This is a genomic window from Heyndrickxia ginsengihumi, assembly GCF_011008565.1.
GTDB lineage: Bacteria > Bacillota > Bacilli > Bacillales > Bacillaceae_C > Weizmannia > Weizmannia ginsengihumi.
The window spans coordinates 140741-167029 of record NZ_JAAIWK010000003.1; the positions used below are offsets into that span (position 1 = coordinate 140741).

Consider the following 26289-nt stretch of genomic DNA (forward strand, 5'->3'; position numbering starts at 1 on the left):
ATCGTATCCAGTTTGAACATGAGATAAAAACAGCCCCTCATTGATTTAATGGGGGCTGCACTCTGATTGTACAGAGTGAATCTATCAAAAAAGATTTTTAGAAATTGAAATTATCTGGATCCGCACCAGTTCTTTCATTTTTATTTAGACTATTAATAGTTTGAATATCTTCAGGGGACAATTCGAAATCAAAGATATTTGCATTTTCGATAATACGATGTTCTTTCGTTGATTTTGGAATGGTAATGATGTCATTTTGTACATCCCAGCGTAAAATGACTTGGGCAACAGTTTTGTTATATTTTTCGCCAATTTCTTTTAATACCGGGTTGTCTAATAGTTTACCATTGCCTAATGGAGACCAAGCTTCTACTTTAATATTTTTTGATTGGCAATATTCTCTTAAAGGCTCTTGGGAAAGAAGCGGATGTAATTCTATTTGGTTCACCATCGGAGTAATTTCAGCATCTACTAATAAATTTTCTAAATGATGTTGATGGAAATTGCTGACGCCAATCGCACGTACTTTGCCGTCTTTATAAAGCTTTTCGAATGCTCTCCATGTGTCTTTATATTTGCCAGCAACAGGCCAATGGATCAAATACAAATCTACATAATCAAGTCCTAGTTTTTCAAGACTCGTTTCAAAGGCAGCTAAGGCAGATTCATATCCTTGATCTGCATTCCAGCATTTTGTTGTAATAAACAAATCTTCGCGGGGCACACCTGCTTCTTTAATTGCTTGGCCTACACCTTCTTCATTCTTATATACTGCTGCTGTATCGATTGCTTTGTAACCAGCCTTTAAGGCATATTTTACAGAATTGACAACTTCATCACCATCTTGAACTTGCCATACGCCAAGACCAAAGCCGGGCATTTTTACTCCATTATGTAGAGTGACTATATCTTGTAAATTTTTGATCATTCATTATTCCCCCAATCCTTAGTATGGAAAAATTTTCGCAAAATTAAATGAGTTTGTAAAGTAATTTGATTTTATATGTAGTACATAAAGGATACGAAACATTAAACATAGTATGTTATTTTTGAAAAGCTTATTCACGATTAGCTTACTAGATGTTCATTTTATTTGCTTTAAAACGGTTCATTTGGAATGATAATAGGTAACAGGTAGGAAAGGGGAGAAAGTCATGAAAGTACTTGTGATTGGGGCAAACGGGCAGATTGGAAAGAAAATTGTAGGTCTGTTACGGGCAAGCAACCAGCATCAAGCGCGTGCAATGGTAAGAACAAAAGAACAGGTGGAACTGTTTCGTCATTTAGGTGTAGAAACAGTTTACGCTAATCTAGAGGGAACAGTTAATGAAATTGCTGAAGCGGCAAACGGCTGTGATGCCCTTGTGTTTACAGCAGGTTCTGGAGGAAAGACAGGCGCTGATAAAACATTGCTAGTTGACCTAGATGGAGCAGTTAAAGCAATAGAGGCTGCTGAAAAAGTCGGTATTCAACGTTTTATACTTGTAAGTGCATTACAAGCACATCATCGTGAAAATTGGAATGAGGCAATCAAGCCGTATTATGTAGCAAAGCATTATGCGGATCGTATACTTGAAGCAAGTGCTTTAAACTATACCATAATTCGCCCAGGAGGACTTACAAATGAACAAGGTACAGGGAGGGTGTCTGCAGCAGAAAACTTGAAACGCGGCACGATTCCTCGCGAGGATGTTGCCGAAGTAATAATTGCTTCGTTGACTGAAGAAAAAACATATAAACGGGCATTTGATATCATTTCAGGCGATACACCTATTAAGGAAGCATTAAGCTTATTATAAACATGCATAAGAGCGTCTTTGATTGTCTATAAAATTTGTTTAGCTTTCCTCGCAATAAGAAACTAGAATATAAAGCAACCCCGATGGAAGATAAATCTTCCTGTGAAGTGCCCCCTTGAGTTGGACTATAATCCAACTCAAGGGGGTTTTTATTCTAAAGGTGCATTTGCTTATATCAACGCTTGTTTCAGTCGATTTAGTCCATCTTTTAAAATATCTCTCGGACAAGCTATGTTCATGCGAACGAACCCTTCTCCACCAGGACCATATTTATTTCCGCTTTCAAGCCCCAGTTTTCCTCTATTAATAAGTAGCTTTCTTATCTCTGAGTCGCCTAAATGGAGTTTTCGTAAATTTAGCCACAGTAAATAGGTACCTTCCGGCTGCATGACTTCTATTGAAGGAAGGTTGTCATGGATAAAAGCTGTTGCTTCATCGACATTTCTTTGTAAATAAGCAAGCAACGCATCTAGCCAGCTACTTCCATAACGATAAGCAGCTTCCATGCCAACAATTCCAAAAGTGTTAATCGCTGAAGTGCCATTTAATGCTTGAACATCTTGGAAAGATTGCCGTAGTTTCCGATTCGAAATAATAACTGCTGAGGCTTTCAAACCAGCAAGATTAAATGTTTTTGTCGGCGCGATACATGTAATGATCATATCCTGATATTTACTTCCAAGTTTGGCAACAGGGATATGAACATGAGGAGCATAAATAAGGTCAGAGTGTATTTCATCTGATAAAAACAAACAGTTATATTGATAACAAAGATCCGCCATCTTCGTTAACTCTTCTTTTGTCCATACTCTGCCTCCCGGATTATGGGGGCTGCAGTTAATAAAAAGTTTCACGCCTTCTTTTAGTTTGGCCTCAAATTGTTCAAAATTGATTTCATAATGATTATTTACTAGTAATAACGGCGAATTGACAACAGTACGATGATTTTTCTCGATCATTTTAAAAAATGGATCGTAAACAGGAGATTGGACTAGCACTTTATCACCTGGTTCTGTAAATGCTTGGATAGCTGTACTGATTGCTGGAACAATACCAGTTGCATAAGAAATCCATGAAGTATCGATGTCCCAGTCATGCCGTTTTTTTAGCCAATGCTGAATTGATTCACCGGTGGAAGGCGGTACGAAAGTATAGCCGATAATTTCATGTTCCAATCTTTTCCGAATCGCAGCTGCTACTTCATGAGGAGGTTCGAAATCCATATCTGCAACCCACATCGGCAGCACATCTTCTGTTCCAAATACTTTTTTCAATTGTTCCCATTTAATTGAGGCTGTATTTGTACGATTGATCACTTTATCAAAATTGTATGTACTCACAGGCGTTCCTCCTAACAATCCTTTTTCAACATATTATCATAAACAGAAAAATAAATTATAAATTTAAGTTTGCAGCATATTTGTAGGGCTGTTTTTATATGCAGGCTCAAATCTATTATTTATAATGATCATGATTAAGAGTTATACGAGGATGAAGTTATTTTTTTAATATGAATTTGTATGTTAAAAAATGGGATAGATGTAAAAATGTTGTTTACAAAATAAAGAGCAATTAGCAAAATGATGATAGACATTCAAGTGAAAATTTGTGATAGTGTAAATAGGAAATTTTAATCAACGAGGAGTGAACGATCAATATGAAAGCTATTTTAACTGTTATTGGTAAGGATCGCGTGGGAATTATTGCAGGTGTTAGTAACCAGCTAGCCGAATTAGAGATTAATATTTTAGATGTAAGTCAGACGATTATGAATGGATACTTTACGATGATGATGATGCTTGACCTTTCACAAGCAACAGAAACATTTGAAAATATAAAAACAGCATTGGCTACAAAAGGTAAATCGTTGAATGTCCAAATTAAAATTCAACGTGAAGAAATTTTTAACTCAATGCACACACTTTAATAGATTAGAGGAGGGGAATCCAACGTCAACTTTTGGCGATTGCCAATTTTGACGAGGACAAGCAATGGAAACGACACAAATATTAGAAACAATTCGTATGATAGAGGAAGAAAAATTAGATATTCGTACTATTACAATGGGAATCTCTTTACTAGACTGTATTGATTCAGATGGTTCAAAAGCCCGGCAAAAAATATATGATAAAATCACCTCTTTAGCTGAAAATCTTGTTAAAGTTGGCGAAGATATTGAATCAGAGTATGGGATTCCAATTATCCATAAACGAATTTCAGTAACGCCAATTTCCTTAATTGCTGGCGCAACAGACGAAAAAAATTATGTGGAATTTGCGAAAACATTAGATGCGGCGGCTAAACAAGTCGGTGTGAATTTTATCGGTGGATTTTCAGCTCTTGTACAAAAAGGCTATCATAAAGGTGACAAAATTTTAATTGAATCCATTCCTGAAGCACTTGCGGTTACAGAAAGAGTCTGTGCATCTGTTAATATTGGTTCTACACGTTCTGGGATTAATATGGATGCTGCGAAGGATATGGGGGAAATTGTTAAGAAAACAGCAGAGTTAACAGCAGATACGAAAGGTTTAGGATGTGCTAAATTAGTTGTGTTTGCAAATGCAGTTGAGGATAATCCGTTTATGGCGGGTGCATTTCATGGTGTCGGTGAAAATGATGTTGTTATTAACGTTGGTGTAAGTGGCCCTGGTGTCGTAAAACGTGCTTTAGAAAAGGTTAAAGGCCAAAGCTTTGACGTCGTAGCAGAGACAGTTAAGAAAACTGCATTCAAAATTACAAGAATGGGGCAGTTAGTTGGACTTGAAGCGTCCAAACGCTTAAATGTTCCTTTCGGTATTGTTGATTTATCCCTTGCTCCAACACCTGCTGTCGGGGATTCAGTTGCACACATATTAGAAGAAATGGGCTTAGAAACAGTCGGTACACATGGTACAACAGCAGCACTTGCGTTATTAAACGATGCAGTAAAAAAAGGCGGAGTAATGGCTTGTGGACATGTTGGCGGTTTAAGCGGTGCTTTCATTCCTGTCTCTGAAGATGCTGGCATGATAGACGCTGTAAATAAAGGAACATTGAATTTAGAAAAGCTAGAAGCAATGACAGCTATTTGTTCGGTTGGTCTCGATATGATTGCTGTTCCGGGAGAAACTTCAGCTGAAACAATTGCGGCAATGATTGCTGATGAAGCAGCTATCGGAGTTATTAACAATAAAACAACCGCTGTGCGTATTATTCCAGCACCTAACACAAAAGTAGGAGACATGGTTGAATTTGGCGGATTACTAGGACAGGCTCCTGTAATGGCCGTTCATGATGAATCCTCAGCAGAATTTATAGCTCGAGGAGGCAGAATTCCAGCCCCTATTCACTCATTCAAAAATTAATAGTTGTATAAAGTTCGTTATTGATCTTGTTTTATTTATGTGAAGTTTAGTTTTCATATACCTTTCTGCAAATCCAAAAGTAATTTTATAATAAAAGGAGCTGGTGAAAATCAGGATAACTGATTTTTGCCAGCTCTTTTAGTAATGATCAAAAACTGTACGTTATTTTCATTTAGTTGCGGAGGCTCTTGCAGGAAAGGTGGGACAAAAATTCTGAAGAAGTCTTTATTTTTTAGATTATAAAAAGGAATTTTTCAAAATATCTCGAATGCAATTAACAAGGAAATCGTAAAGGTCGGTGATCCAGTTGATTAACAAATTTGTCATGCCTGAAGTCATATTTGGCAGAGGATCACTCAAACATGTAGGTGAAAGCTGTTTACGGCTAGGAGCGCAAAAAGTTTTAATTGTGACAGATAACGGGGTAATTGAGGCTGGATGGCTAGAACATGTAGTGGAGAGCTGCCGTGATGCTGGCTTGAATTATGCTTGTTTTTATGATGTGACGGTGAATCCTAAAGACATTGAAACAGAAAAGGGTGCGACTTTTTATAAAGAACATGAATGTGATGCAATAATCGGGGTCGGTGGCGGCAGTGTCATTGATACTGCGAAAGCGATTGCGATTTTAGTGACAAATGGCGGAAAAATCTCTGACTACGAAGGGGTTGATCGTATTGAAATCCCATTGCCTCCGCTTGTAATGGCAGCAACAACAGCGGGTTCGGGATCGGAAGTATCGCAATTTTCAGTAATTGTGGATACAACAAAAAAGAAAAAAATGACGATCATCTCTAAATCACTTGTACCAGATATTGCGATTATTGATCCGCAGACGCTTTCAACGAAAAGCGCCAGATTAACTGCCTCAACAGGACTGGATGTATTGACACATGCAATTGAATCTTATCTAAGTATTGCTGCAACACCGATGACAGATGTTTATGCTAAAAACGCGCTGAAGCTTGTGTCACAGAATTTACGACCATCTGTTGCTTCAAAATTTAATAAAGACGCGAAAGAGCAAATGGCAATGGCTAGCCTTCAGGCAGGCCTCGCTTTTTCTAATGCAATATTAGGTGCAGTTCATGCCTTATCACATGCAATTGGCGGCAGATATCCGATGCTTCATGGTGATGTAAATGCTGTCTTGCTGCCGTATGTGATGGAGTTTAATTTGTTGGCAGCACCGCAAAAATTTAAGGAAGTTGCTGAACTGCTTGGCGAGAAAGTCTCAGGACTGACGATGATTGAAGCAGGAGAAAAGGCGATTCATCATGTGAAAAAACTATCGGAGGATATTGGTGCACCCCAACGGCTGTCTGAAATGGGATTTGAAGAGGAAATGATTCATGAGATAAGTAAGCTTTCTTTGGATGATGCTTGCATGATCACTAACCCTAGAGATGTTACTTTTCTTGATGTAGAACAATTATTAAAGAAAGCATTTTAGGAGGGAGTATGGATGGAAAATAGGGGGGAAATGATCGAACTATTAACAGGGGTACAATCGTCACGGAGAACTTATTATGCCGAGTTAAAAAAGACAGTCAATGAATTACAAAAGAAAAACATTCAATTAGAGATTATCAATGATGTGATGAAGGGTTTTAACATCGAAATGACAATGGACGATATGTTGAAAAATGTAATGGAAAAATTAAAAACAATATTTCCGCTTGAAAGGATTAGTATCGCTCTCGGAAATGACAAAGAACTAACACTTTCAAATGTTTACCCTCAACATTTATTCCATATGATGCTTGGATTGCCTCTCCCTAAAGAAGAATCATTATACTGGCACGTATTTCATTCAGGAAAGCCATATGTTTTCATAACAAATTCTACACAAAATGAGCGAGTCTGGGTTGAGGAAGAATCATTTAGAAAGCTAGGACTAGTAAGTATTTTTCTATTTCCACTCACGATTAAAGGAACTGTAACAGGCATACTGACATTAGGAAGCAAAGAAATGATGGGAGATTGCGCTGCTGATCTTGCCTTTTTTCAGCAACTATCTGACCAGCTTGCAGTTTGTATAGAGAATACTCGTCTTTATAATGAAGTGCTGAAAACAAAAAAACAATGGGAGGAGACTTTTCTATCTGTATCAGACGCAATTTTTATTGCTGATTTGCACGGAAGTATTCTCCAAGCGAACGAGGCTGCAAAAAAGTATTTTCCCAAAGAAGAGAAACAAAAGCATCTTAATGTAGAACACTTGCTGTTTAAGCAGGCAATTGCCTCTTTTAAGAAAGCGTTATCAATGAGTGAAACTTCTGGAGGTGAATTGCATTTTGCGGAAAAGACATGTGAGTGGTATAGCTTTCCGATTTTAGATACTTCAAATGAACTGCATGCGACTATTTTTTATATAAAAGATGTTACGGCTAAAAGAAAAATGGAAGCGCAGCTCGTCCATTCTGGAAAATTGGCTGCAATTGGGGAAATGGCTGCTGGTGTTGCTCATGAATTAAATAATCCACTTACTGCTATTATGGGAAATGCCCAACTGTTACTGCGCAAGCAGCATTTTGACGATAAATTATTAGAAGGCATCTATGAGTGTGGAAAGCGCAGTAAAAATATCATTCGTAATCTTTTAACTTTTTCACGCCAAGAGGAATTCTTTTTTGAAAAATTTTCTGTTAACGAAGCAATTTTGCTGGCTTTAAGTCTTGTCGGAAATCAAATACAGAAGCAAGCAATTGATATTGAAACAAAGCTTGATGAATCTTTGCCGTTAATTGAAGGCAGCTGTCAGCAAATCGGACAAATTATTTTAAATTTGCTTTTAAATGCGAAAGATGCACTTGAAGATTGTGGGCGTTCTAATAAAAAAATTGTTATTCAAACGTCCATAGAGAAAATAAATGGGGCAGATGCTATTGCCGTCATGGTTCAAGATAATGGAAGTGGGATAAAGGAGGCTGTATTAACGGAAATTTTCCACCCGTTTTTTACAACGAAAAATGCTGCAACAGGAACGGGATTAGGCCTATCTGTAAGTCTTGGCATCGCAGAGGCACATGGTGGAACTTTGAAGGCGGACAGTGTATTTGGCAAAGGGAGCACCTTCAAACTCATTTTACCGGTTTAATGGATTTCCTTTATGTAGTGTCTAAACTTTATCGTTTTTTCATCAAAGATAACAGATATCATCTTGCTAAAGTTTCATAATGAAGTTGATTAGTGTGGAAGGTGCGAGACTTATGCGGAAAGCGAGCATCTTGAAACGGAAATCAACTCCTTATAAACAACAATCTACTAGAAAAGAGTCTCTAAAATGCAGGACTTTTCTCCGGTGAATTCGTTATACAAAAGGAGTGATATGATGTCTAATATTTTAATAGTTGATGATGAAATTGAGCTTTGCCATTTCCTTAACTATCTGTTATGCGATTTAGGGCATGCAGTTACAGTTTGTACAAGTGGAGAGGATTTTGATAGGGCAATTATGGAAAAAGAGTTTGAACTGGCGTTTCTCGATATTAGGCTTCCAGACAGAAATGGATTAGATATTTTACAACATTTGAAGCAGCGGCAGCCACTGTGCAAAGTCGTTGTGATGACAGGATATGGGACTATTAAAACAGCAGTTTCAGCTATTAAATTTGGGGCGGATGATTTTATTGAAAAACCATTCGATAATATTGAGGATATTGAACTTTTAACAGAACAATTATTGGTGAAGGGCAGTGCACCTGCAGATCATGAGGCGCTTGAACTTGCTAGCCGTCTGAATTGTTTTATTGGAAAAAATGAAGAGATGAATCAGCTTTATAAATTAGCATATAAGTTTGCGAAAAAGAATGTAACGGTTCTCATAGAAGGAGAAACAGGGACGGGGAAGGAAGTGCTTGCCCATTTCATTCATCATGCAAGCAAACGTGCAGGATCTCCATTTATTGGAGTAAACTGTGGAGCGATCCAAGAAAATCTCCTTGAGAGTGAATTGTTCGGGCATACAAAAGGGGCTTTTACAGGAGCTGCAAAGGAAAAAAAGGGGTATTTTGAACAAGCAGGGAAAGGGACGTTATTTCTTGACGAAATTGGTGAAGCATCACTTGCCACACAAGTAAAGCTCCTAAGAGTTCTTGAAACAGGTGAATTTATAAAAGTTGGCGGGGAGACGATCAAAAAAAATCAAGCAAGGCTGATTGCTGCGTCACATGTTAATTTAGAGGAAGCGGTAGAAAACGGGACTTTTCGAGAAGATCTATTGTACCGTATTGATGTGGTGAAACTGACAATCCCTCCTTTACGGAAACGAGTTGAGGATATTCCGCAACTTGTTGATTACTATCTTAAACAGCATGAGTTGGGACTTTCCTTTACACCAGATACGATTGAATGTCTGTGCAAGTATAATTGGCCAGGAAATATGCGAGAATTCGTTAATATGATTAAGAGAGTAGCAGCACTGGCAGAAGGAGAAACGGCAATCATTACACCTCATTATCTTCCTAGTAAGTTAATGAGCAATTCTAAGTATCTAGCAAGTGCAAATGTTCCAACAGCAGTTCATCAATCTATTCCGGCTATTGAAATGAACTTTGCGGATTATTTAAGAGAATGGTGTCAACAAATGATAGATACATGGGAAGATGACGATGTTGTTGATTTACACCATGTTCTACAAATGATTAAGTCAATGGAAGTCGAAACGTTACAAGCTATTATAAAAAAGGCTTTAAAAAGAACCGTTGGGGATCGCAAACAAGCAGCAGAACAATTGGGGATATCATTGAGAACATTAAGATATTACTTGAATGAGAAAAAATAACCAATGTTGCAAGGTACGGAAAAGGGATATTTTCTATTATAAAAAAGGTTAGTAGGGCATGCTGATTTCTTTTTATCTGTGAATCAGTCACCCAAAAAATTGAAAATTAACCTGAGCTTTTTTATACAAAAACAGGGAGCATATTGCATCATGCTCCTTGTTTTTGTATGAAAGATTAGATTAATTGTAAAGCGTTTTCAAAATAACTTATTTGTCCATTGTTAATACAATACGTCCATTGATTTTGCCGGATTCCATTTTTTCAAATACATCGTTAATAGCCTCGAGAGGAGCTGTTTCGATTTGGGCACGGACTTTTCCACGTGCAGCAAAATCGAGCGCTTCTTGCATATCCTTTCTTGTACCGACAATGGATCCTTTTATAGCGACCCCATTTAGAACAGTATCAAAAATTGGAATTGGTAATTCTTCATGTGGAAGACCGACAACAACCAATGTTCCACCACGTTTTACAGATTGATAGGCCTGTTCAAATGCCTTGCTTGTAACAGCAACACTGACCGCCGCTTGAACTCCGTCGACTTTCTCTTGAATCGCAGCGACTGGATCGACTTTCATGCTATTAATTGTAATGTCTGCTCCAAGCTGTTTTGCTAAGTCTAATTTTTCGTCATGAATATCAACACCAATGACGTTAAGCCCCATTGCTTTTGCATATTGAAGGGCGATGTGTCCAAGACCGCCGATTCCATAAATTGCCACCCATTCTCCAGGTTTTGCTTCAGATACTTTCAATGCCTTATATGTTGTAACGCCAGCACAAAGTATAGGAGCGATTTCAACAGGATCTAATCCAGCTGGTATTTTTGCTACGTAATCTGCAGGCGCTTTACAGTACTCTGCGTAGCCTCCATCTACTGAGTAGCCACCATTCAACTGGTTAGGACAAAGCGTTTCCCGACCGCTCAGACAATATTCACATTCGCCACAAGCTGAATATAGCCATGGAATTCCTACACGATCGCCAACTTTGAGAGATTTAACCCCATCGCCGATTTCTTCAATAATCCCTACCCCTTCATGTCCGGGAATTAAGGGGAGCTTTGGTTTTACTGGCCAGTCTCCATGTGCGGCATGAAGATCTGTGTGGCATACACCACAAGCCTCAATTTTAACGAGTACTTCCCCATATTCCAAAACAGGTTTTTCCACTTCTTTAATTTCCAACTGCTTTTTAAATTCATTCACAACTGCTGCCTTCATTGTTCCCATTCCCCCTTGTTCTCTTCATTCAATATTATTTAATGCAATTACTATGCCAACTTTAAAATTCTATAAAAATATGAGAATCATACAAAATGAACATGCTAACGGCCAAAATTTCGGCAATGAAGGTCAAATGTTCGGCTAAATCTGCCGAAAAACTTGCCAGCCTCCATTTGAAAGCAGCTAATACATTCTTTCCCGCCATAGCTATACACATCAAAATGAAGCGGACTTGTCCCATATGCTAGATTATTCAAAGAATGAAAAGAATGTTGGAGAATCAATCATGACAATCAATTATGCCAGCGAGTCTGAAAATAAAGAGAGAATCTCATCAAGGAATTAAATCTTTGACGAAATTCTCTCATTAAGTATTCCTTTAAAATTGAAAAGGTACATTAATATTTCATTTTTAAAGCTTTATTCGCATTTTTTACATCATTACTGAGAAGCTGGCTTAGATTATAAGCAGGATATTGACCATTTTGATACATATAATTGAACACGCGTGTATGCCAATCAATTGCCCCGTTTAGATGGCGGGTAAGTAAGGTTTTTAATGCTGGTGTAGCTGTTTCGGTAATAGCGGCTGCATAGTTTTTAATTGCTGATTTTGAAGAGCTTAGTAGTTCGCCAGCAAAATAGCCAGTGTCTACTTCTCTAATTTCCTCTACCTCATCTTCTTCAAGACGGGGAGCGGATTTATAAAAAGGCAGCAGTTCGCGAATATTATTCTCAAGAGTCTGAATAGAGAAAGTGTAAAGCTCTTTTAATTGCGCATCTTTTAAGTTCTTGAAAGATGCTTTACATTTTGTTAGACAATTCGTTTGCGATGCAACGAGTTCGTGAATTTCTAATGTTTCATGCCAGCCTAATGTTTTGGGCATACGAGTTTCCTCCTTTTATTCTTTACACTAACCCATTATTATTCTTTATTCTCTTCACGGTGCATGTTTGTTGCTTTTAAAAACTTAATGAATAAGCCTAAATATTTTCACAAATGAATCATATTTGCTATGATATGGTTGAATCTTATACGGAGGAGTGGATATAGATGTCGGAACAAAAGAGACTTGGAAAAACAGATCTTTATGTAAATCCAATTGGACTTGGTACCAATGCGGTAGGGGGACATAACATTTATCCAAACTTAAATGAAGAAACGGGAAAAGATGTTGTTCGCACTGCCTTAGATCATGGTATGAACTTTTTAGATACTGCCTTTATATATGGGCCAGAAAGATCGGAAGAATTAATTGGCGAAGTGTTAAAAGAAAAAGGCAACCGTGATAAAGTGGTACTTGCAACAAAAGGTGCTCATAAATTTGAAGGAAATAATATTGTATTCGATAACTCCCCGGCTTTTTTGAAAGATGCCGTTGAAGGCAGCTTAAGACGTTTGCAAACTGATTATATTGACTTATTTTATATTCACTTTCCCGATGAACAAACACCAAAGGATGAAGCTGTCGGTGCCTTACAACGTTTGAAGGATGAAGGGAAGATTCGCGCAATTGGTGTTTCAAATTTTTCAATTGATCAGTTAAAAGAAGCTAATAAAGATGGCTATGTGGATGTATTACAGTCTGAATATAATTTGTTTAAACGTGAAGCAGAAAAAGAATTACTACCGTATACTGCAGAACACCAAATTTCTTTTATTCCGTACTTCCCACTTGCAGCAGGTTTATTAGCAGGAAAGTATACGAAAGATACAACATTTGAAGGTGGACGGGCAAATAATCCTTTATACAAAGGAGAAACTTTCATCCGTAATCTAGAGAAGGTTGAACAACTGCGTACCATTGCAAATGCCAAAAACGCAGAGGTTGCTCATGTTGTCCTTGCCTGGTATCTTACTCGTGAATCAATTGATGCAGTTATCCCAGGTGCAAAAAAACCAGAGCAAGTTGTAAATAATCTCGAAACATTAAAAGTTCAATTAACACCAGATGAAGTCCAAAAAATCAGCGATATTTTTCAGTAAAACTCATATTATTGCATTCATAAAGTAGAAACTGTGCTTTGCCATTGAAGTACGATTTTTCATAGCATATACTTGTCTTATATGACAGATGTTAAGGAGTGGAAAAAATGGGTGTTTTAGATTTAATTAAATCTCGCAGATCTATTGGTGTTGTCGATGAAAGAGATGTGCCGGATGAAGTCATTCATACATTATTAGAGGCAGCTACTTGGGCGCCAAACCATAAAAAAACTGAGCCATGGAAGTTTCGTGTGATCAAGGGAGAAGGCCGCGCAAAGCTTGGTGAAGAAATGGGACGGATCATGAAATTAAAGACAGCGGATTTAAGTGAAGAAGAAGCTGCAAAAAAAGTCGAAAAGGCAGCAAAAGGCCCGCTAAGAGCACCGGTTATTATTGCGGTTTGTGTGAGTCCATCTGGAAAAGTGCCAGAAGTAGAGGAAGTTGTTGCAGCGGGTTGTGCTCTGCAAAATCTACTATTAACAGCTACTGAAAAAGGTTTAGCGACTATTTGTAGAACAGGGGATATCGTCTATCAGCCTGAGTTGAAGCAATACTTGCAATTAGAAGAAAATGACCAAATTATAGGGCTCGTTTATGTAGGTTATCCGAAGAAAGAATTAGACATTAAAGCACAACGTACACCAATTGAAGAAAAAACGATCTGGTATCAATAATGAGTTTGAGCCGATTCCTTTATAAGGGCGGCTTTCTTTTTTTAATGCAGAAAAAATACTAATAAATTGAAAGAATAAATACATAGAAAATTATGATATAATTTTATTGTAAGCCTTTTCTATAATATTTACATCATTTCGAATAAGGAGAGAATTTATGGTGGAACTACCGAAACAAAAAACATTGGAACGTGGACTTAAAAATCGTCATATCCAATTGATTGCGATAGGTGGAGCAATTGGAACAGGGCTTTTTCTTGGAGCTGGTAAATCCATTCATTTTGCAGGTCCTTCTATTATGCTCGTATACTTAATTATTGGACTTGCACTGTTTTTTATGATGAGGGCTCTAGGAGAATTGTTACTTTACAAACCGACAACTGGTTCTTTTACGGAGTTTGCTGATGCGTTCATTGGCCCTTGGGCTGGCTTTATTACAGGCTGGACTTATTGGTTCTGTTGGATCGCAACAGGGATTGCTGAAATTACAGCAGTAGGAATGTATGTCAAGTTTTGGATTCCGGATTGTCCTCAATGGATTCCAGCACTTATTTGTGTCGTCGTGCTATTTTTTATTAATGTTGCAACAGTTAAAGCTTTTGGTGAAATTGAATTTTGGTTTGCAATTATTAAAGTTATTACAATTATTGCCCTAATTGTTGTGGGGCTTGCTCTAGTATTTATTGGCTTTAAAAGCCATGGTGGAGGAACACATGCATCATTTGCCAATCTTTGGGACTATGGTGGCTTTTTCCCAAATGGCACTTCAGGATTCCTTCTTGCGTTTGAGATGGCTGTATTCTCTTTCGTAGGAATAGAGCTTGTTGGTGTCACTGCTGGGGAGGCAGAAAATCCAAATGAAACTTTGCCAAAGGCAATTAATAATATTCCAATTCGTATTTTAATTTTCTACATTGGTGCATTGTTTGTGATCATGTCCATTTATCCTTGGAGTCATATTGATCCTGCGGCAAGCCCGTTTGTTAAAGTATTTTCCGATATTGGAATTCCAGCTGCGGCAGGAATTATCAATTTTGTTGTATTAACATCTGCTGCCTCCTCTTGTAATAGTGGAATTTTTAGTACAAGCAGGATGTTGTATACCCTAGCAGAGGAAGGGAAGGCGCCGAAAGTATTTAGGACGTTAAATAACCGTAAAGTCCCTGCCCCTGCTTTACTTGGCTCTACGGCAGTTCTCCTCCTTGGAGTTGTATTAAACTATTTTCTTAAAGAAGAAGTGTTCACGCTTGTGACAAGTATTGCAACGATATGCTTTATTTGGATATGGGCGATTATATTGATTGCTCATTTACGTTTTCGTAAAACAATGCCGGAGGAAGCAGCAAAAAATCCATTTAAAATGCCGTTAGCACCATATATTAATTGGATTGTTCTTATTTTCTTTGCATTTATACTCGTTGTACTTGGTTTTGCAGAAGATACAAGAGTCGCTTTATTTGTAACACCAATATGGTTCATCATCTTAATCATTGCATATTTAATATTGAAAAGAAAACAATCTACGAAAAACATATGAGAGTCTAGATGAATTTATTTATATACGATGAAGAAGGCTGAGAAGAAGCTTTCAAATTGCAGACATGCCCATTGAATCTACTATTTGATGGATGTGTCTGTTTTTTGTTAAGCGGGATATCGTTTCTAGTTTGGCAAGTTCTTTAAGTTCACGGCAACAAAAGCAAGCTCAGAGAGTCACCACACCATTTACTTAGATATAAAAACAGCTGTCCCAATTAGGAACAGCTGTTTTTTTAAAATTAATGAACACCGCGCATTAATTTTTTAATCATTGGTGAAAGAGCAATTAATAGAATACCTAAAATAACAGATACGATTCCGACACCGCCAAAATAGGCAACTTCATGATGATCAAATAGTTTGATAATTTGTGCGTTAATCGTTTGTGCAGAAGCATCTGATAAATTCCATAAGCTAATCATTTGTGCAGAGAATGCAGCTGGTGCTAATTTAGTTGATACAGAAAGACCAACAGGAGATAAACATAATTCCCCGATTACCACTAAGAAATAGCTTAATACAAGCCATAACGGACTCACAAGAGTATTTGTGTCATTAATATAGGCAGGTATCATCATCACAATAAATGATAAACCAGCAAAAATAAGTCCGAATGAAAATTTAATTGGTGTTGACGGTTGTTTCTTGCCTAATTTCACCCATAACCATGCTAAGATTGGAGCAATGATGACAATAAATAATGGGTTTAACGTTTGGAACCAAGAAGGAAGTATTTTTATACCTGCATAGTGTAATTGTGTGCGTTTGTCAGCGTAAATCGCAAGCAATGTAGCTCCTTGTTCTTCAATCGCCCAGAAAACAACTGCACCAATAAATAGTGGGATATAAGCAAGTATACGTGCACGCTCTTCTGCTGATGTCTTTTTACTGAAATACATCATAATGAAATACCATAACGGAATTACGATACCTAAAACCGTAATAATCATGATAAAACGATTAAGTGTTAAAATATGCGTTGGAATTGTAATAGCTAATAGAATAATTAAAATAGCAGTGGAAATTCCAATTCTTGTGAAAACTTTTACTTTTTCATCCCCACTTAATGGATTTGGTGCGTATACGCCTGCTAAGCCGAGAGCTTTCTTTTTAGTAGCTACAAACATAACTAGTCCAAAGAACATTCCAACTGCTGCGATACTAAAACCAAGATGATAGTTATACGTTTGTCCAACTGTTCCGACAACTAATGGTGCAACAAGTGCTCCGAAGTTAACAGCCATATAATAAATACTGAAACCTGAATCACGGCGTTCATCGTTAGCGCTATATAATTCCCCAACCGTTGTTGCTGCGCTAGGTTTTAATAATGCTGTACCTGCTACGATAAGTATCATAGAGATGATTAAAGTTGTCATTCCTCCTGGAATTGCAAGTGCAATATGTCCAAGCATGATCAGGACTCCACCGTAAAATACAGTTCTAGCGGAACCAAGTATACGGTCTGAGATCCATCCGCCAATAATTCCGGACATATAAACGAGGGCTCCGTAAATCGATGCGATAGAGGCAGCGGTATCAGTATCTAATCCAAGCCCGCCATTTTTTAACTGGTCATACATGTAGTAAATTAGTAGACCTTTCATTCCGTAATATGAGAATCTCTCCCAAAATTCTGTGAAGAAAAGTGTGAATAACCCTCTAGGGTGACCAAAGAATCCCTTTTGCGGCACACTTTCTAGAATTTTCTGTCTATCAAGTGACATCTTGTTTCCTCCTCTTAATTTTTTACAAAATCATAGGTGAATCTTTTTTAAAAAAAGTATATTAGTATAATTTGGCGAATTAACAAAAAATTCACTCTAGAATATAAATAGAAACACCAATAGGTCACAGTAAAAACTATAATATCGTAAAATCGTTAAAAAATAAAGCTAAAAATTTACCAATTCTTATATTTTACGTGTATTTTCTACAAAAAACGACAAAATTTTAATTTTTTTATTTTACAGAATGTATTAAATTAAAACAAAAAAACACTTTATTTGTATAATATCTAAAAATAACGAACAATTTGAAAAAACAAAAAGCCAGACATTACACATTTGAATACGTAATGTCTGACAGTTATAAGGGATTTACTCTTTATTAAAATGACAATCTTCCAAACGGACAACTTTAGTCTTTTTAACAATTTTGTATCCTAACCAAAAGATAATAAAAATTGGTAAACCAATATAAGAAACTAAGGCACCTTTCCAGTCAATTGAATCCCCGGTAAAAGCAGAGTAGTTTTGTCCAAGTATGACAATGGCACAAAGGATAAAGGCGAAAATTGGACCGAATGGGAACCATTTTGCCCGATAAGGGAGATCTTTTAAATCCTTTCCTTGAGCAACATAAGCTTTTCTAAAGCGGTAGTGGCTAATGGCGATTCCTAGCCAAGCGATAAAACCGGACATTCCTGATGCATTTAATAGCCAATTATATACAGCACCATCACCGAACAGAGAAGCAAGAAAGGCAACCGTTCCAATGAGTGCAGTTACAATTAGGGCATTAACGGGAACACCGCGTTTATCTAATTTTCCTAAAAATTTCGGTGCTTTTCCATCACGGGCTAAATCCCAGAGCATCCTTGTTGATGCATACATTCCTGAATTTCCTGCAGATAGTACGGCTGTCAAAATAATAGCATTCATTACTGAAGCAGCAAATGCAATACCTGCGCGCTGAAATACGATTGTAAATGGACTAACCGTAATATCATCCGCTGTTAATTTGGCATCTGTAAAAGGAATCAACAAACCAATTACAAAAATTGCAAGAATATAGAATAATAGAATCCGCCAAAATACCGATTTAATTGCACGCGGAATTGTTTTTTCAGGACTTTCACTTTCCCCAGCTGCAACGCCGAGAAGTTCAGTACCTTGGAAAGAGAAACCGGCAGCCATAAAAATACCAAGTACAGCTAAAAATCCTCCATGAATAGGACCATCACTGATCATGAAATTACTGAAACCTATTGCTTTTCCACCCATAATACCAAAAATCATTAATCCACCAATAATGATAAAGGCAATCACTGTTACTACTTTAATAATGGAAAACCAATATTCACCTTCTCCAAAGCCTTTAACCGATAGATAGTTTAATAGGAACATGATAACGAGAGCAATCGCACTCCAAATAATAGAAGGTGTATGTGGGAACCAAAACTTCATAATAATGGTTGCTGCAGAAAGTTCAGCAGCAATCGTAATTGCCCAGTTGTACCAATAATTCCATCCAAGTGCAAAACCAAGGGAAGGATCAACGAATTTAGTTGCGTACGTACTGAATGTTCCTGCTACAGGCATGTATGCAGCCATTTCTGCTAAACTAGTCATCAAAAAATAAACCATGATACCAATAAGGGCATATGCGATAAGGGCTCCGCCAGGTCCAGCAGTGTGAATAGCTCCACCGCTTGCTAAGAACAAACCAGTTCCAATGGATCCTCCTAGTGAGATCATCGTTAAATGACGAGATTTTAGTTTTCTTTTGAGCTGACCGCCTTCGTTTGAAACTGAAAATGGTTGGTCATGAGTCTGATACGTGTCTTTCATATTTGTACACTCCTTTTTTATTAGGAAGGAGTAGGGAATAAACAAAAATGCCGTGGTCAAGGAGACAACGGCATAAACGTATATACCCTTCATCATACCTTCCGAAGATAGCTCAACACATTTACTTGGCGTAGTAAATGTGACAGTTCTGTCCCTATTCGGAAACAGCCCCAGCCCATTCATACGAGAATATGGAATGAACTTCGGCAACTTTTCCTTTCAAACGGAGTCAACAATATTCTCTGTATCTCGTCCGAATTACTTATAAAAGTTGCGACCTCTACCTCATCGGTTTTTGATGAGGATTTTCTTATTAAATTTTTAATAACACAAATAATTATATTAATAATATTAGTAGAATTCAATAGATAAATTATGAATGAATGGAAAAAATATCAATTTTTGTCGAATTGGAAAAATGATTACAGAAATGTCGTGTTCGTGTATAATAATTTGGATAAATAGTAAACTTATAGTTTTGTATTAGTAAACTTTCTTGCTCTTTCGTTTACTAATTCTTAACTTGTTGGAAGGTTATTCAATATGCAGATAGGGAAAAAAATTAAAAATTTACGATTAAAAAAAGGATTGACGCAAGAAGAGTTAGGTGAACGAACTAATTTAAGTAAGGGCTATATTTCACAGTTAGAAAGAGACTTAAGTTCACCGGCAATTGATACTCTTTTTGCCATTTTAGAAGTGTTAGGCTGTTCTCCAAAAGAATTTTTTGATGAGGATACACATTTGCAGAAAGTCGTTTATGGTGAAGACGATCGAACAGGTTTCTATGATGAAGAACGAGGATATAACATTCAATGGCTAGTACCTGAATCAAATGAAAAAGAGATGGAGCCGATCCTGCTGACATTCAAACAAAGAGGTGAATTTAAAACGTTTGAACCATCTTTGTCAGAGACATTTGCTTATGTATTGAAAGGTAGTGTAGCAATAAGATTAGGAAGGCATATGTATTATGCAAAAGCTGGACAATCGATTTATTATACTGCTTCAGATGAACATCAAATCGTCAATGATTTTCCAGGGGAATCAACTATTTTACTTGTTGCGACTAGGTCATATTTATAAAAAATTTTAACAAAGGAGGAAGCTATGAAAGCTAATACGATTATTCGATTTGAATATGTTACCCAAAAGTATGATGATGATCCAGCAGTTTTAGATGAAGTCAGCTTTGAAATTGAAAGAGGTAAATTTTATACGTTATTAGGACCTTCAGGCTGCGGAAAAACGACAATTTTGCGATTAATTGCAGGTTTTATTGAGCCGACTAAAGGAAATATTTACATGAATGAAAAGAAAATCAATAAAGTTCCTGCTAATCAACGGCAAGTAAATACGGTATTTCAAGACTACGCACTTTTTCCGCACCTAAATGTATATGAAAATGTAGCGTTTGGATTACGAATAAAAAAATTAAAGCAAGCCGTCATCGATAAAAAAGTGAAAGATGCTCTTCGTTTTGTTAATTTGAGCGGCTATGAAAATCGTGAAATTCGAGAAATGTCCGGCGGCCAAAGGCAGCGTGTTGCGATTGCACGGGCAATTGTTAATGAGCCAGAAATTATTTTGCTTGATGAGCCTTTATCTGCATTAGATTTAAAATTGCGTACAGAAATGCAGTATGAGCTTCGTGAATTACAACAACGGTTAGGGATCACCTTTGTTTTTGTTACACATGACCAAGAGGAAGCTCTTGCTATGAGCGATGAAATTTTTGTAATTAATAAGGGGAAAATCCAACAAAGTGGAACACCGACAGATATATATGATGAACCGATTAATCGTTTTGTCGCAGATTTTATTGGAGAGTCCAATATTATTCCAGGGACAATGATTAAGGACTTCCTTGTGGAATTTAATGGCAAGCAATTTGAGTGTGTCGATCAAGGTTTTAACAATAACGAACCAGTTGAAATTGTCATTCGACCTGAGGATTTGGAGATTACAGAACCTGAAAAAGGAAACCTCCGAGTACGTGTCGATTCACAATTATTTCGCGGCGTACATTATGAAATATGCTGCTACGATGAAGAGGGGCATGAATGGCTTGTCCATTCTACTAGAAAGGCGAATGTAGGCGATCAAATTGGGCTTTACTTTGATCCAGAGGCTATCCATGTAATGAGATTCGGGGAAACAGAAGAAGAATATGATAAGCGATTAGAATCTTATAGTGAGGATCACTATGCAAAATAAAGGACGAAATATTTACCTTATTCCTTATATTCTTTGGCTAGCCCTTTTTGTTATTGCCCCGATCATTTTAATTTTTTACTATTCCCTTTTTGATATTGAAGGGAATGTTTCCTTTGTAAACTATGAGAAGTTCTTTTCTCCTGTTTATTTAAGAATGACGGTTAGTTCTTTTTGGTATGCCTTCTTAATCACTGTTTTAACATTATTGATTTCTTATCCAACTGCGTATTTGTTAACAAAAACAAAGCATAAGCAGCTATGGTTATTGCTAATTATTTTACCAACTTGGATTAATTTATTATTAAAAGCATATGCCTTTTTAGGGATTTTTGGAACGTATGGTCCTACAAATGCTTTTCTAGATTTTATAGGTATTGGTACGAAACAAATTTTATTTACGGATTTTAGTTTTCTCTTTGTGTCCATTTATATTTTTATTCCATTTATGATTTTACCTATTTATAACGCTATTGAAGAATTAAATCCGTCTTTAATGGATGCTTCTCGAGATCTTGGGGCTTCTTCATGGACAACATTTCGCCGCGTTGTCTTTCCATTGACGTTAGATGGGGTCAAATCAGGGTGTCAAGCAGTATTTATACCAGCTCTATCCTTATTTATGATTACCCGCTTAATTGCCGGAAATCGAGTAATTACACTTGGAACAGCTATAGAAGAGCATTTTCTTGTTACTCAAGATTGGGGGATGGGCTCGACAATTGCAGTGTTCTTAATTATTGCAATGGTTCTGATTATGATTTTAACAGGAAGTCGGAAGTGAGGGATGTACAATGAAAAGAAAATGGAAATTATCTCATCTATATTTAATGATCGTGTTTGTCATCCTTTATGCACCGATTTTTTATTTGATTTACTATTCCTTTAATAAAGCTGACAATATGCATCATTTTACAGGGGTTACATGGAAATGGTACAAAGAAGTATTTCAAGATACGCGCTTAATGATCATTGTGTTAAATACACTTGTCATTGCCTTATTAGCATCAGTTATTTCAACAATTATCGGTGTGATGGGGGCACTTGCCATTCGCTATGTGAAAAGCAGATATGTCAAAAATACATTGCTGTCTTTAAACAATGTGTTAATTGTTAGTCCTGATGTTATTATTGGTGCCTCTTTTTTAATTTTATTTACAATTGTCGGCATAAAGCTCGGATTTTCATCGGTATTGATTTCTCATATTGCCTTTTGTGTCCCGATTGTGGTGATTATGGTGTTGCCAAAGTTGCAGGAAATGAGTCCAACATTATTAGACGCTGCACGAGATCTAGGAGCGAGCCAATGGGATGTATTAAGTAAAGTCATTTTACCGTACATCACGCCGGGGATTTTCGCAGGATTTTTTATGGCGTTCACGTATTCTCTTGATGATTTTGCCGTAACCTTTTTTGTAACAGGAAATGGCTTTTCAACTTTATCAGTCGAGATATACTCCCGTGCCCGTCAAGGGATCTCGCTAACTATTAACGCTTTGTCAAGTTTACTATTCTTATTCTCCATCGTCCTTGTCATTGGTTATTATGTAATCAATCTTCGGCAAAATCGGGTGAACGGAATGGGGGATAAATGATGAAACAGCTTATTCGTGTATTTATGGTTATCATCATGATCGCGCTCGCACTACAATATACAGCACACCGACTTAATTCAACAAAAGGGAGTGCATCTGGAAATACGTTAACCATTTACAACTGGGGTGATTATATTGACCCGGCACTAATCAAGAAGTTTGAAAAAGAAACCGGTATTCATGTTATTTATCAAACATTTGATTCTAATGAAGCAATGATGACAAAAATCTTTCAAGGAGGCACAACGTTTGATGTAGCAGTTCCTTCCGAATATGCAGTAGATAAAATGAAGAAAGAGCATTTACTCATCCCAATTGATCATAAAAAGCTTTCTAACTTAAAATATATTGATTCGCGTTTCATGAATTTATCTTTTGACCCTCATAACAAGTATTCTGTTCCTTACTTTTGGGGGACAGTTGGAATTGTTTATAATTCCAGTATGCTTCATGGAAAAAAGATTACTGGCTGGAATGATTTATGGGATAAAGATTTAAAAAATGAGATTTTACTTGTAGATGGTGCTCGAGAAGAGATCGGAATGAGTTTAAATAGCCTGCATTATTCATTAAATGATACAAATGAGAAGCATCTTGAACAGGCAAAGGTTAAACTTGACCGTTTAACCCCAAATGTAAAAGCAATTGTAGGCGATGAAATTAAGATGCTTCTAGCGAATGAAGAAGCGGCGATCGGGGTTGTATGGTCTGGAGATGCTGCAGAAATTATGTCTGAAAATGATAAACTCAATTATGTCGTGCCAAAGGAAGGATCAAATCTTTGGTTTGATAATATCGTTATTCCTAAGACAGCGAAAAATGTGGAGGGTGCTCATAAGTTTATTAATTTTATGCTGGATCCAAAGAATGCTGCGCAAAACGCCGAATATGTGGGATACTCGACCCCTAATAAAAAAGCATTAACTTATTTGCCAACATCGATTTCTGGAGATAAACGTTTTTATCCTGATTCATCAATGACAAAAAAATTAGAAGTCTATAAAAATTTAGGGAAGAAAAATCTTGCCCGTTATAATGAGCTATTTTTAGAGTTTAAAATGCATAAACAATAGGGTCTTACCCCACTTCAAAATGAGTGGGGGTAAGACCCTATTGTTATACCGAGAAAAGCAGCTGAAATACCTAGTATGTAGCTGACTGCTAAATACAAAATAGAGGTGCGAATTTGCTTCCTTTCTATTAATTGGACATTTTCTAGCTTATATGTCGAGAATGTTGTATAAGCCCCCATAAAACCTGTTCCAAATAAGAGCATCCATGTTTGCTGAAAATGCCCGCCGTATAAGAAACCTAATAGAAATGAACCAGTAACATTAATCAATAAAGTTGCGACTGGAAAAAGAATAGAAAACTTCCTTTTTCCAATACTTGTCATGACAAAACGTACAATTGCCCCAGCAAAGCCGCCAATTCCAACAAGCATGAAGGAAAACAAACTCATTTAGATATCCCCCTTTGTTTATCTTTTTTTCCGAGCGTATAGCCAATAGAAGCAAACGCTAGACCTAAAATACAACTAAGTGCTAGATACAGCATAGCTAACAGCCATTGAGAGGATTGAAAGAGTTGTACCGTTTCAACGCTAAATGTTGAAAATGTAGTAAAGGACCCAATGATTCCAGTCGTTATCCCTGTCATGACATAAGGGGGGAGTATGTTCCTTCTCCCAGCATATGACGTCAACCAACCAAGAATAAAACAGCCAATTAGATTAATCGTCAATGTCGGCAGTGGAAAGGCCCCATTCCATATATGCTGAAAAAGGAGACCAACTGTGTAGCGGAGGATAGCACCGATTACGCCACCAATACCAACGAACAAATAAGTTAAAGCCATCGTATCACCTCAAAGTTTTATTTATCTAGAAAAGTGTAAAAAAATAGACTCCTACCATTAAAGGTAGGAGTCATCAGCTTAAAGCAGTTAAAGGCGAACTCCATCGCCGCAATTATGAATTCAACAGACTCAGTATAACATATTGTTTCAGTTGCTGTTAAGCTCTTTTTTGCATATCGATATATAAATTTTGATATGCTTTATACTCGGCTTTTAATCCCATTTCACTGTAAATTTTTGATAACCACTTAACTGGTGTTGGATCATTTCCCTTTAGCTCCATTTCCCAGCTAAAACAATCAATAGCTTTGTCGAACTGTTTGAATTGGTAATACAATTCTCCTAACTGCGATTGTTTATCAGGGTCGTCAACCATTTGCTGCATGTTCTCTAATCTTTTGATCATTGGCGTTGTACCAAGTTCTTTTTTAAAGGGAAGTAGCCATTCTTGAATATAATGTACATCATGCTGATTCAAAAGCAGTGATATACATCTTTGTAGAAATTTTTCTGCCTGTTGCGGGTGTTCTGCAAAAAATGGAGCTAATTTATTAACTGCCTCCAGATTTAAATGATCAGATTCGATATCAATTTCATTTAGTAAGCCCTCAATTGCTTCAATTTGAGCAGATGTTAGCTGAACATGGTTATTTATAATGATCGACATTAATTTTTCCGTTTGTTTTAGTTCGATATAATATTGTACTAAGTCGTTTTGAATTTGTGGAATTTGCGTTTTTTGTTTATACATTTCCTCTAGAATACCGAGGATTTCCTTGTGAGAAAAATGAACCTTTAATAAGTGTAGAAGGGATGAATAATCTTCATTTGTCGCGGTATGTAACGCTCTTTGGATCCATAGTGCAATTTCATCGAGCCAACGAGCTTGTTGTTGAAGGAGAGAAAGTAAACATTGAAACTGTTCTTCATTGCTGCGTTCAGTATATAAACGCTTCTCAGTATAGAGGATATCTTTTTTTATCAATTCTGGAGAGATTGTTTTGTATATACGTTCATATTTAATGAAATTTAAATCATGTGACAGTTCTCTAACCCATCTTTGTTTTGGAGCAAAATCCATTAAAATGCGGAGAATTCGATAGCATGATAATAATTGGCCATTACGGCGGAATTCATAAAAAATTGTTTGAATAAATTCGAATATTTTCCTTTTCGGTACAAATGATTCAAAATATGTAGCGACAAGGGCTGTTTCTTGAGGTGTTAATGATTTTTCTGCTTTTTTGATGAATTGATCGAACGTAAGCTTTTTAAATGGTTGGTGATAGTTTTTAAGAAATATTTGAATGAGTGGATGAGGAGTATTGAGCACAATTCCGTCTCGAAAGGCGTGTGCAATATATGAGTTTTTTCTCAACTTCATTGCAGTGACTGTTGTAAGGTACTGATCTTTATAGAAAAATAGATAAAATATTTGACCCTGCGCATCAGAAGCCTCAATGATTTTACTTTGTAGATAAACGGCCATTCTTTCTACATTCATATGAATTGTTTGCTTATGGTCTAAAATGGTTAAATCGGTTATCATAAAATCCCTCCTCGGTTAGTTTTATTATATCATAAAGAAGAGACTTTACTAAAATTCAATTCATAAAAGTAAAAATTTACAAAAAGAATCCGTGAGAAAGGGGGCTAAATCACGGATTCAACAATTAGATAATTGTGTCACAT

Annotated in this window: 23 protein-coding genes and 2 riboswitches; of the genes, 14 read left to right on the forward strand and 9 right to left on the reverse strand. The window is 36.8% G+C overall.

Annotated elements, in window-relative coordinates; all coding sequences use genetic code 11:
* Positions 1 to 97 precede the first annotated feature (97 nt).
* Positions 98 to 928, reverse strand: a complete 831-nt coding sequence (locus G4D61_RS03570; RefSeq protein WP_163173241.1) for an aldo/keto reductase — start codon at positions 926 to 928, stop codon at positions 98 to 100.
* Between the two features lie 226 nt (positions 929 to 1154).
* Between G4D61_RS03570 and G4D61_RS03575 the strand changes: the two genes are divergently transcribed.
* The gene (locus G4D61_RS03575) at positions 1155 to 1799 is read left to right on the forward strand and encodes an SDR family oxidoreductase (RefSeq protein ID WP_025728895.1); all 645 of its coding nucleotides are present in this window, start codon (positions 1155 to 1157) and stop codon (positions 1797 to 1799) included.
* 170 nt (positions 1800 to 1969) lie between these two features.
* On the opposite strand, the gene G4D61_RS03580 is transcribed toward G4D61_RS03575, so the two are convergent.
* Positions 1970 to 3139, reverse strand: a complete 1170-nt coding sequence (locus G4D61_RS03580) for a MalY/PatB family protein (RefSeq protein ID WP_163173243.1) — start codon at positions 3137 to 3139, stop codon at positions 1970 to 1972.
* A 317-nt stretch (positions 3140 to 3456) separates the two neighbouring features.
* Here G4D61_RS03580 and G4D61_RS03585 point away from each other — a divergent pair, with 317 nt between their 5' ends.
* From G4D61_RS03585 to G4D61_RS03605, 5 genes are all read left to right on the forward strand, one after another.
* Positions 3457 to 3726: an ACT domain-containing protein gene (locus tag G4D61_RS03585; protein WP_025728892.1), complete on the forward strand. Its 270-nt coding sequence runs from the start codon at positions 3457 to 3459 to the stop codon at positions 3724 to 3726.
* 64 nt (positions 3727 to 3790) lie between these two features.
* The gene (locus tag G4D61_RS03590) at positions 3791 to 5146 is read left to right on the forward strand and encodes a PFL family protein (RefSeq protein ID WP_025728890.1); all 1356 of its coding nucleotides are present in this window, start codon (positions 3791 to 3793) and stop codon (positions 5144 to 5146) included.
* 325 nt (positions 5147 to 5471) lie between these two features.
* Positions 5472 to 6599 (forward strand): iron-containing alcohol dehydrogenase, encoded by a 1128-nt coding sequence (locus tag G4D61_RS03595; protein ID WP_035348657.1) that lies wholly within the window; start codon positions 5472 to 5474, stop codon positions 6597 to 6599.
* A gap of 12 nt (positions 6600 to 6611) precedes the next feature.
* The gene (locus G4D61_RS03600; protein WP_163173245.1) at positions 6612 to 8246 is read left to right on the forward strand and encodes a GAF domain-containing sensor histidine kinase; all 1635 of its coding nucleotides are present in this window, start codon (positions 6612 to 6614) and stop codon (positions 8244 to 8246) included.
* A gap of 234 nt (positions 8247 to 8480) precedes the next feature.
* Positions 8481 to 9932, forward strand: a complete 1452-nt coding sequence (locus G4D61_RS03605; RefSeq protein WP_025728884.1) for a sigma-54-dependent transcriptional regulator — start codon at positions 8481 to 8483, stop codon at positions 9930 to 9932.
* Positions 9933 to 10139: 207 nt separating this feature from the next.
* On the opposite strand, the gene adhP is transcribed toward G4D61_RS03605, so the two are convergent.
* Together adhP and G4D61_RS03615 are read right to left on the reverse strand one after the other, a co-directional pair.
* Entirely contained in the window at positions 10140 to 11156 is a 1017-nt protein-coding gene (gene adhP, locus G4D61_RS03610) for an alcohol dehydrogenase AdhP (protein ID WP_163173271.1), read from the reverse strand.
* A gap of 401 nt (positions 11157 to 11557) precedes the next feature.
* A complete protein-coding gene (locus G4D61_RS03615) occupies positions 11558 to 12046 on the reverse strand; it encodes a spore coat protein (RefSeq protein WP_163173246.1) in 489 nt (162 codons plus the stop codon).
* A 167-nt stretch (positions 12047 to 12213) separates the two neighbouring features.
* On the opposite strand from G4D61_RS03615, the gene G4D61_RS03620 reads away from it, so the two are divergent.
* The 3 genes from G4D61_RS03620 to G4D61_RS03630 all read left to right on the forward strand — a co-directional run bounded on the left by G4D61_RS03620 (position 12214) and on the right by G4D61_RS03630 (position 15357).
* Complete coding sequence (locus G4D61_RS03620) at positions 12214 to 13146, forward strand: aldo/keto reductase (RefSeq protein WP_025728878.1); 933 nt, start codon at positions 12214 to 12216, stop codon at positions 13144 to 13146.
* A 107-nt stretch (positions 13147 to 13253) separates the two neighbouring features.
* Positions 13254 to 13820, forward strand: a complete 567-nt coding sequence (locus G4D61_RS03625; protein ID WP_025728876.1) for a nitroreductase family protein — start codon at positions 13254 to 13256, stop codon at positions 13818 to 13820.
* Positions 13821 to 13980: 160 nt separating this feature from the next.
* Positions 13981 to 15357 (forward strand): amino acid permease, encoded by a 1377-nt coding sequence (locus G4D61_RS03630; protein ID WP_371316462.1) that lies wholly within the window; start codon positions 13981 to 13983, stop codon positions 15355 to 15357.
* 241 nt (positions 15358 to 15598) lie between these two features.
* On the opposite strand, the gene G4D61_RS03635 is transcribed toward G4D61_RS03630, so the two are convergent.
* Both G4D61_RS03635 and G4D61_RS03640 read right to left on the reverse strand, forming a co-directional pair.
* On the reverse strand, positions 15599 to 17086 hold the full coding sequence (locus G4D61_RS03635) for a peptide MFS transporter (RefSeq protein ID WP_025728873.1): 1488 nt from the start codon (positions 17084 to 17086) through the stop codon (positions 15599 to 15601).
* A 372-nt stretch (positions 17087 to 17458) separates the two neighbouring features.
* Positions 17459 to 18931 carry an amino acid permease gene (locus G4D61_RS03640; protein ID WP_163173247.1) on the reverse strand — a complete coding sequence of 491 codons (1473 nt, stop codon included), beginning with the start codon at positions 18929 to 18931 and terminating at the stop codon, positions 17459 to 17461.
* A 100-nt stretch (positions 18932 to 19031) separates the two neighbouring features.
* Positions 19032 to 19222: riboswitch (Lysine riboswitch) on the reverse strand.
* A 252-nt stretch (positions 19223 to 19474) separates the two neighbouring features.
* Here G4D61_RS03640 and G4D61_RS03645 point away from each other — a divergent pair.
* The 5 genes from G4D61_RS03645 to G4D61_RS03665 are packed head-to-tail and all read left to right on the forward strand — an operon-like array spanning position 19475 to position 23813.
* Positions 19475 to 20017, forward strand: coding sequence for a type II toxin-antitoxin system RelB family anti-toxin (locus G4D61_RS03645; RefSeq protein ID WP_025728869.1), 543 nt, complete (start codon positions 19475 to 19477; stop codon positions 20015 to 20017).
* Positions 20018 to 20041: 24 nt separating this feature from the next.
* Positions 20042 to 21148: an ABC transporter ATP-binding protein gene (locus tag G4D61_RS03650; RefSeq protein WP_025728867.1), complete on the forward strand. Its 1107-nt coding sequence runs from the start codon at positions 20042 to 20044 to the stop codon at positions 21146 to 21148.
* On the forward strand, positions 21138 to 21929 hold the full coding sequence (locus tag G4D61_RS03655; RefSeq protein ID WP_025728864.1) for an ABC transporter permease: 792 nt from the start codon (positions 21138 to 21140) through the stop codon (positions 21927 to 21929). Before G4D61_RS03650 ends, G4D61_RS03655 begins: the two co-directional genes overlap by 11 nt.
* Positions 21930 to 21939: 10 nt before the next feature.
* Entirely contained in the window at positions 21940 to 22740 is an 801-nt protein-coding gene (locus G4D61_RS03660) for an ABC transporter permease (protein WP_025728862.1), read from the forward strand.
* Entirely contained in the window at positions 22740 to 23813 is a 1074-nt protein-coding gene (locus G4D61_RS03665) for an ABC transporter substrate-binding protein (RefSeq protein WP_163173248.1), read from the forward strand. Before G4D61_RS03660 ends, G4D61_RS03665 begins: the two co-directional genes overlap by 1 nt.
* Positions 23814 to 23827: 14 nt before the next feature.
* Here G4D61_RS03665 and crcB (G4D61_RS03670) read toward each other — a convergent pair whose 3' ends face one another.
* The 3 genes from crcB (G4D61_RS03670) to G4D61_RS03680 all read right to left on the reverse strand — a co-directional run bounded on the left by crcB (G4D61_RS03670) (position 23828) and on the right by G4D61_RS03680 (position 26146).
* Positions 23828 to 24202 (reverse strand): fluoride efflux transporter CrcB, encoded by a 375-nt coding sequence (gene crcB / locus G4D61_RS03670; RefSeq protein ID WP_231473058.1) that lies wholly within the window; start codon positions 24200 to 24202, stop codon positions 23828 to 23830.
* Positions 24199 to 24597 carry a fluoride efflux transporter CrcB gene (gene crcB, locus G4D61_RS03675; RefSeq protein ID WP_025728856.1) on the reverse strand — a complete coding sequence of 133 codons (399 nt, stop codon included), beginning with the start codon at positions 24595 to 24597 and terminating at the stop codon, positions 24199 to 24201. The genes crcB (G4D61_RS03670) and crcB (G4D61_RS03675) overlap by 4 nt, the downstream gene beginning before the upstream one ends.
* Before the next feature lie 57 nt (positions 24598 to 24654).
* Positions 24655 to 24714, reverse strand: a riboswitch (Fluoride riboswitch).
* 40 nt (positions 24715 to 24754) lie between these two features.
* On the reverse strand, positions 24755 to 26146 hold the full coding sequence (locus G4D61_RS03680) for a hypothetical protein (protein ID WP_025728854.1): 1392 nt from the start codon (positions 26144 to 26146) through the stop codon (positions 24755 to 24757).
* Positions 26147 to 26289 lie beyond the last annotated feature (143 nt).

Bases quoted from the DNA above. Each gene is read 5' to 3' on its own strand.
- crcB (WP_231473058.1), bottom strand. From the start codon at position 24,202: ATGAGTTTGTTTTCCTTCATGCTTGTTGGAATTGGCGGCTTTGCTGGG.
- G4D61_RS03635 (WP_025728873.1), bottom strand. From the start codon at position 17,086: ATGTCACTTGATAGACAGAAAATTCTAGAAAGTGTGCCGCAAAAGGGA.
- G4D61_RS03615 (WP_163173246.1), bottom strand. From the start codon at position 12,046: ATGCCCAAAACATTAGGCTGGCATGAAACATTAGAAATTCACGAACTC.
- G4D61_RS03660 (WP_025728862.1), top strand. From the start codon at position 21,940: ATGAAAAGAAAATGGAAATTATCTCATCTATATTTAATGATCGTGTTT.
- G4D61_RS03575 (WP_025728895.1), top strand. From the start codon at position 1,155: ATGAAAGTACTTGTGATTGGGGCAAACGGGCAGATTGGAAAGAAAATT.
- G4D61_RS03625 (WP_025728876.1), top strand. From the start codon at position 13,254: ATGGGTGTTTTAGATTTAATTAAATCTCGCAGATCTATTGGTGTTGTC.
- G4D61_RS03655 (WP_025728864.1), top strand. From the start codon at position 21,138: ATGCAAAATAAAGGACGAAATATTTACCTTATTCCTTATATTCTTTGG.
- G4D61_RS03585 (WP_025728892.1), top strand. From the start codon at position 3,457: ATGAAAGCTATTTTAACTGTTATTGGTAAGGATCGCGTGGGAATTATT.
- G4D61_RS03600 (WP_163173245.1), top strand. From the start codon at position 6,612: ATGGAAAATAGGGGGGAAATGATCGAACTATTAACAGGGGTACAATCG.
- G4D61_RS03650 (WP_025728867.1), top strand. From the start codon at position 20,042: ATGAAAGCTAATACGATTATTCGATTTGAATATGTTACCCAAAAGTAT.
- G4D61_RS03570 (WP_163173241.1), bottom strand. From the start codon at position 928: ATGATCAAAAATTTACAAGATATAGTCACTCTACATAATGGAGTAAAA.
- G4D61_RS03620 (WP_025728878.1), top strand. From the start codon at position 12,214: ATGTCGGAACAAAAGAGACTTGGAAAAACAGATCTTTATGTAAATCCA.
- crcB (WP_025728856.1), bottom strand. From the start codon at position 24,597: ATGGCTTTAACTTATTTGTTCGTTGGTATTGGTGGCGTAATCGGTGCT.
- G4D61_RS03645 (WP_025728869.1), top strand. From the start codon at position 19,475: ATGCAGATAGGGAAAAAAATTAAAAATTTACGATTAAAAAAAGGATTG.
- G4D61_RS03605 (WP_025728884.1), top strand. From the start codon at position 8,481: ATGTCTAATATTTTAATAGTTGATGATGAAATTGAGCTTTGCCATTTC.
- G4D61_RS03595 (WP_035348657.1), top strand. From the start codon at position 5,472: ATGCCTGAAGTCATATTTGGCAGAGGATCACTCAAACATGTAGGTGAA.
- G4D61_RS03665 (WP_163173248.1), top strand. From the start codon at position 22,740: ATGAAACAGCTTATTCGTGTATTTATGGTTATCATCATGATCGCGCTC.
- G4D61_RS03590 (WP_025728890.1), top strand. From the start codon at position 3,791: ATGGAAACGACACAAATATTAGAAACAATTCGTATGATAGAGGAAGAA.
- G4D61_RS03680 (WP_025728854.1), bottom strand. From the start codon at position 26,146: ATGATAACCGATTTAACCATTTTAGACCATAAGCAAACAATTCATATG.
- adhP (WP_163173271.1), bottom strand. From the start codon at position 11,156: ATGAAGGCAGCAGTTGTGAATGAATTTAAAAAGCAGTTGGAAATTAAA.
- G4D61_RS03640 (WP_163173247.1), bottom strand. From the start codon at position 18,931: ATGAAAGACACGTATCAGACTCATGACCAACCATTTTCAGTTTCAAAC.